Origin of the sequence: Streptomyces sp. NTH33, from assembly GCF_003236365.1 — a bacterium.
GTDB lineage: Bacteria > Actinomycetota > Actinomycetes > Streptomycetales > Streptomycetaceae > Streptomyces.
Map to the genome: position 1 here is coordinate 1 of NZ_POTZ01000424.1, position 5957 is coordinate 5957.

The window sequence follows — 5957 nt, forward strand, 5'->3', positions numbered from 1 at the left end:
GTGGAAGGACTGGTGTGAGACGGGTCATGCCCTCGACGTAGCTGTAGGTGTCCTCTCTCCACCGGGGCAGCGGTGCAGGGTCGGAGACGCACTCGGTGATGGCCCGGACGAGGGCGACGGGGGTGTCGGTGCTGGCGGTGGCGTACCAGGCGGGGCGGCTCATGGAGGTGTCGGCCCACAGCTGCCAGCGGGCGTCGCGGGTGGTCAGCTCGGCTTCCGGGTCGAGGTCGCCGGTGGTGTACTCCAGCCCGGCGAGCCCGTCGGCGGACTGGACGGCGAACACTCCCCAGCGGGGGCGGTCGATCTGCCAGCCGCGGTTGAGGAGCGGTACGACCGCGAGGAACGGGTCTCGGTCCTTGCTCCTGGGGTCGGGGGCGGCGAGGTAGGCGTCGGGGCCCTGCTCGTACGCCTCGGCGAGCGCGGTGGTGAAGGCGGTGACGAATTCCGTCGGACAGGAGTCGTTGAAGCAGACGCCCCAGGCCGGCGGTCCGAACGGGTCCTTGTAGGCGTTGATGCGCCACAGGCCGTCGTCCTCTCCTTCCGGGAGGTAGCCGAGGCGGACCTTGCGGTCGGGGGCGTTCAGGTAGGCGTTGCCGAGGTCGTCGTTTGCCAGTTCCCAGCCGAGGTCGCGGAGCGGGGCGAGGCCGGGGTCGCCGATCGCGGTGGCGCGGGCGAGGTAGCGCGGGGAGACCTGGACGTCCCCGTCGATGGTGTGAAGGTCGTCGTGGGGTGACACGCGGCTCCTGAGAGGGTGAACGGGGATGGGTCAGCCGGTGGTGTGCAGGAGGGCCGTTTCGAGGGCCTCGGGCCGGCCGGTGTAGTGCAGGGCGCGCAGTCCCAGGCTCCGGGCGGCGTGGCAGTTGTCGGCGCGGTCGTCGATGAACAGCACGCGGCGGGGGTCGCTGGCGCCGGTTGCGGCCAGGGCGTGCCGGTAGGCGTCCGGGGCGGGCTTGCAGGTCTCCAGCCGGGCCGAGTAGAGGGCATGGGTGATCAGGTGGCGGCACCAGTCGGTGGTGTCGAGGACGTCGCTGAGGTGGTGCGGTGCGTTGGACAAGAGCACCATCGGCAGCCCCGCCTGATGGGCGCGGTGCAGGACGTCCAGGACGCGGTCGTCGGTGGTGGTCCACATGTCGGTGTCCGCAGCGCGCAGTTCGCGCAGCAGGCGGGGGCCGGGGTGGGCGCCGAGGACCTTGGTCCAGTACGCCAGGTCGCTGAGCTGACCGGCGTCGTAGGGCTCGCGTGCGCTCCAAAAGGCGCGCTGGAAGCCGGTGAGGTCGTCCTCGGGCCAGGATGCGGTGCGCGCGAGGCGGAGCCACTGGCTGCCGGTGGGCTGGAGGCCGATGACGCCGTTGTAGTCGAGGATGACGGCGTCGAGGGTGGCGGTGTTCGGTCTCACGGGGTGGGTTTCTCCAGGGCTCGGTGGGCGAGGGCGGCGACGGTGGCTGCGAGCAGGGCGGGCAGCAGCAGTGCCGTGGGCAGGGTGGTGATGCTGGCGATGGCGCCGATGAGGGCGGGTCCGGCGAGCAGGCCCAGGTAGCCGGTGACGGCGACCGTGGCGACGGCGCCCGGGCCGCCGACGCCGGCGGCGCTGATCAGGCAGGGAACGGTGGTGGACAGGCCGAGTCCGAAGAGGGCCCAGCCGGCCAGGGCCACGGAGGTGGTGGAGGCGAGGACGCCGGTGGTGAGCCCGGCCGCCGCGAGGACGGCGCCGGCCCGCACCACGGCAGCGGGTCCGAGGGCGGCGGTGAGCCGGTCGCCGGTCAGTCGCCCGGTGGCCATGGCCGCGCTGTAGAGGGCGAAGGCGGCGGCGCTCACGGCGGCGGATGCGTCCAGGCTGTGCAGATGGACGGCCGCCCAGTCGGCGGCTGCGCCCTCGCCCAGCAGGGTGGCGGCAGCCAGCGCCCCCAGCAGCCACAGCTTGGCGGACGGCAGCGACACTCCGGTCTCGTCCTGTTCCGTGGTGGCCGGTGGCCGGTCGGTGCCTGTCAGCGTCCGGGTTGCCGGGGTGGCGGCCAGCGCGGCGCCGGCCAGGACCAGGCCGGTCGTCAGGAAGAGGGTGCGGTGCGCGGTGTGGGCGGTGACCGCGGCCAGGGCGGCACCGCCGAGGGCGCCGAGGGAGTAGGCGGCGTGCAGGGACGACATGATGGGCCTGCCGTAGGCGTTCTGGCAGCGCACCGCCGCGGAGTTGGCGGCGACGTCCAGCACGCCATGGGCGAGCCCGAAGGCGAGAGCGGCCACAAGCAGCGAGGGGAGGTCGTCGCAGCGGCCGAGAAGGGCGAGGCAGCCGGCGAGGCTGGCTGCGCCGCAGGTGAGCAGTGCGGGCAGGCGCTCGGGGCGGGCGAGTCGGCCTCCGGCCTGCAGCCCTGCCACCATGCCGAGGGCGGCGGCCAGCAGGACCAGGGACAGTCGCGCGGTGCTCAGGTGGGCAGCCTGCTGAACGGCCGGCATGCGGGCGCCCCAGACGGCCATGATCATCCCGAGGCCGAGGAAGTAGCCGGTCAGCAGGCCGCGGCTGCGGCGGACGGAGTCGGTGGCCCGGTTCATGCGTTCGGGCCGCTGCGGGAGGTCTCGCCCGCGGCGCGGGGAGAGATCTGGATGCCGAGGGAGCGAAGGGCCTGTTCTGCGCGGGACTGGGCGAGGTCTGCCGTGGGCGCTGTGGTGATCACGTAGCCGATGCGTGCGGTGAACATGTCGCCGCCGTCGCCGGGCAGGACCAGCTCGTCGCCCAGGTGGTGCTGGAAGTGGACGCGCTCCAGCCACCGCGGGCGGGGCCCGTCGAGGCGGAGGCGGGTGAGGGTGCCCGAGGTGTCGGGGTAGATCAGGCGGATCGCGGCGGCGGAGGACCTGGTCGGGGTGAGGTCGGGGGCGCGGTCGCAGGCGATGTCGGCTGCGGCGCGCGGCAGGTCGATGCCGGTGGCGAGGCGGACCAGGTGGCCGATCATGTCCCCGGCCAGCCGGCCGTTGACCTCGACGAGCCGGGGCCGTCCGCCGACGAGGCGCATCTCGACGTGGCTGACGCCGTCGGTGATCCCCAGGGCACGGATCGCGGCCCGCGCGACGGGTGCGACCTGGGCGAGGAGCGGGTCTGCGGCATCGACGGAGTGCGCCAGTTCCTCGAAGTACGGCGGGGTGCTGACGGTCTTGCGGGTGACGGCGACGACGGTGGTCTCGCCGCGATAGGTGACGCACTCGGCCGAGACCTCGGGTCCCTCGAGGTACTCCTCGACCAGCACGTCGGTGCTCTCCAGGCCCAGGCCGGCGGCCCGGTCGGCGAACGGGTAGGCGGTGGTGAGCTGGTCGGGGGTGTCGGCGCGGATCACGCCGATGCTGGCCGCGTGGGCGGCCGGCTTCAGGACGACCGGGTAGCCGATCCGCTCGGCCGCGGCCTGCGCCTCATGGAGAGTGCGGACGCTCACCGATGCGGCCGACGGGACACCGTGGCGGGCGAACAGGCTCCTCGCGGTCGCCTTGTTGCGGCATGCCTGCATCACCTCCGGGGCGGTGGTCGGCAGGCCGAGCTGGCGTGCGAGGCGGGCGACGGGGACGAGGTACCACTCGGTCCACGTGACCACCCCGGCGACATCGTGGCGTTCGGCCAGGAACCGGCCTGCGGCCGACAGTGCCGCCTGGTCAGTCGGGTCGGGCACAACGATGCAGTCCCGGATGTACGGGACCTCCCACGACGGCTCCTCGCCGGTGATGAGGACGACGTCGTAGTCGGCAGCGACGCTTTCGAGGCAGTAGCCCCGGTAGCCTTCGGCTTCCATGTCGGCGGCAGCGACGACCAGAACGACGGGACGGTCGGACAAGAACAGGCTCCTTGAGGATTCAGGGGCGGAGGGTGTCTGCGTGCGGCCGTTCATGGGCTGCGCCGGCGGCGGACCTCGATGGCGGAGGCCCACTCGGGGTGGGCGGCGAGCAGCCTGCGTGCGTACAGGGCCGTGTAGTTGTTGTTGAGGCCCTTGACTCCATGCGGGGGGCGCCAGCGCAGGGCCTCGAACAGGGCTTTCATCCCGACGCGCTTCGCGCCTGCGGCGAGCCGCTGCTCGACGAGCTGTTCCAGAGCCCGGCAGACCCATGGGTGTTGGGAGTCGAAGGCGTGGAACTGCTCGGTGATGGTCGGCCCCTGGGGGAGGCGAAGACCGGGCAGTCCGTCCTGGCCGATGGTGGACATGAGGCGCGGGGCTCCTCTCGTGCAGGGGGTCAGGGCGCTGGTGTCGGCAGGGCAGGCAGAGTGCGCAGCCGGATGAAGGCGGTCGCCAGCCCGGCGGCTTGGAGCAGCGCGGCAGCGGTGACGGCGTGCCCAAGCTGCGCGGATGGCAGGACAGCGACGAGCAGTCCGGCGGCGGGGAACGGCAGCAGGAGCAGCAGGATCGTCAGGCTGAGGGTGCTGCCGAAGACGTCGGCTGGGATCAGGTGGGAGCGCACGGTGCGCAGGACGACGGTGAGGCCGCCTTCGCCGGCCATCAGGACGGCGATCAACAGCAGGTAGCTGTGGTAGGCATCGGCCTGGGAGACGGCGAGGGTCGCTCCGGCAGCGAGAACGGCGGCTGCGGCGCCGACCGGCCACAGGCCCCAGCGGTCGATCGCCCGTCGAGCGGCGGTGATGGCGATCAGGGAGGCGACGGCGGCGGCGGACCAGATGAGTCCGGCGTCCGCACTGGAGCGCCGCAGCTCGGTGACCACGATCACCGGCATGGCCGCCTGCAGGACGGCGATGACCGTGTTGGAGACCACGAGGCCGCCGACCAGCCAGGCCAGGGCAGGCAGCGAGCGCAGTGTCGCCCATCCCGTCCGCAGCCCTCCCTTGGCCAACGCCGCGCTCGTCGGCGTGTTCCGTTCCCCGGAGCCGAGGGCGGCGGCGAGCAGGGAGAAGGCCGCGAGCGTGCCGAGCATGGCGGTCGGCCCGCCGTGCTCCAGCAGCAGGCCGGCGACCAGCGGTCCGGCGAGCATGGCGGTCTGGTCGATGCCCAGCAGCACGGACTGCACCCGGTGGGCCTGAGCGCCCGCGCTCCGGCTCGCGGCGCCGCCAGCGGTCTCGGCGGCCACGTAGCTGAACTCGGTGAGGATGCCGGTGGACGCGGCCAGCAGCATGACCGTGGCGGTCACCGCCGGCGACCCGGCATCGAGCACGGTCAGGACTCCGGCGGCGGCGAGCACGGCCAGGGCCCGCGCGAGGCAGGCTGCCCGGAAGACGCGGGCCGTGCCGTGGCGGTCCACGATGGTGCCGGCCACGGTGAAGGCCGCGATGCGCGGAATCCATTCCAGTGCGAAGGCGAGGCCGGTCAGCGCGGCCGACCCGGTAGTAGCAAGGACGAGGAGGGGGATGCCGTAGGTGGCCATCGCGAAGGCGGCGCCGTCGGCACTGCGCGGCAAATAGATCCTGCGCAGGAGACTGGGGGCAGATGTCACGCGGCGACGCCACAGGTGTTGCAGTTTCGCTGATGGGTGTGGACCCACTCGGCCAACAGCCGCTGGACGCGACCGAGTTCGGCATCGTGCTCGCCATCGGAATCCCGCGTGTCGGTTGCCGGCGTGACCAGGAGGGCGAAGGTGTGCTGGATCCGTCCGGCGAAGTGGCACAGCGGAGCGGGGTAGTTATGCCGCCGGGCCCACCGCGCGGTCGCGTCGTACACGTCGGCGAGGTCCCGGCCGGCTGCCGACAGGCCCACGCTGCCGGAGGTGCGGGTGAGCAGTCCGAGGGCATCTGCCTGCTCGATGGCCTGGCGAATCTGGTGGGTGGAAAGGTCCGCAAGAGCGCGTTCCAGGCCGCACACCGGTATCGCTCCGTGGTCGTCGATCTCGCTGACCAGGCGGATCAGGCCGGCGGAGGACAGCGCCGTGCACGTATCGCGGAGCTGCTGATGGGAGAGAGCGGGGATCATCGGCGGACTCCCCCGGTCGGCAGGGCGGCCTTCACCCTGGCCGAGGCGGCGTGGGAGAACAGCTCGCTGGGC

The 5957-nt window shown here is 72.8% G+C and carries 7 protein-coding genes; all 7 read right to left on the reverse strand.

The genetic code is table 11. The annotated features are described in order from the left end of the window. Nucleotides 1-736, reverse strand: a 736-nt coding sequence (locus C1I97_RS29360; RefSeq protein ID WP_111006142.1) for a DUF317 domain-containing protein, incomplete at its 3' end; no start/stop codon positions are given. 30 nt (nucleotides 737-766) lie between these two features. After that, on the reverse strand, nucleotides 767-1396 hold the full coding sequence (locus tag C1I97_RS29365; protein WP_111006143.1) for an HAD family hydrolase: 630 nt from the start codon (nucleotides 1394-1396) through the stop codon (nucleotides 767-769). Next, a complete protein-coding gene (locus tag C1I97_RS29370) occupies nucleotides 1393-2544 on the reverse strand; it encodes an MFS transporter (RefSeq protein ID WP_111006144.1) in 1152 nt (383 codons plus the stop codon). Before C1I97_RS29370 ends, C1I97_RS29365 begins: the two co-directional genes overlap by 4 nt. Further along, nucleotides 2541-3767, reverse strand: a complete 1227-nt coding sequence (locus C1I97_RS29375) for an ATP-grasp domain-containing protein (RefSeq protein ID WP_111006147.1) — start codon at nucleotides 3765-3767, stop codon at nucleotides 2541-2543. Before C1I97_RS29375 ends, C1I97_RS29370 begins: the two co-directional genes overlap by 4 nt. Before the next feature lie 92 nt (nucleotides 3768-3859). Beyond that, nucleotides 3860-4174: a hypothetical protein gene (locus C1I97_RS29380; protein WP_111006145.1), complete on the reverse strand. Its 315-nt coding sequence runs from the start codon at nucleotides 4172-4174 to the stop codon at nucleotides 3860-3862. 29 nt (nucleotides 4175-4203) lie between these two features. Further along, nucleotides 4204-5343: an MFS transporter gene (locus C1I97_RS29385; RefSeq protein WP_111006148.1), complete on the reverse strand. Its 1140-nt coding sequence runs from the start codon at nucleotides 5341-5343 to the stop codon at nucleotides 4204-4206. 65 nt (nucleotides 5344-5408) lie between these two features. Beyond that, complete coding sequence (locus tag C1I97_RS29390; protein ID WP_111006146.1) at nucleotides 5409-5885, reverse strand: hypothetical protein; 477 nt, start codon at nucleotides 5883-5885, stop codon at nucleotides 5409-5411. Nucleotides 5886-5957 lie beyond the last annotated feature (72 nt).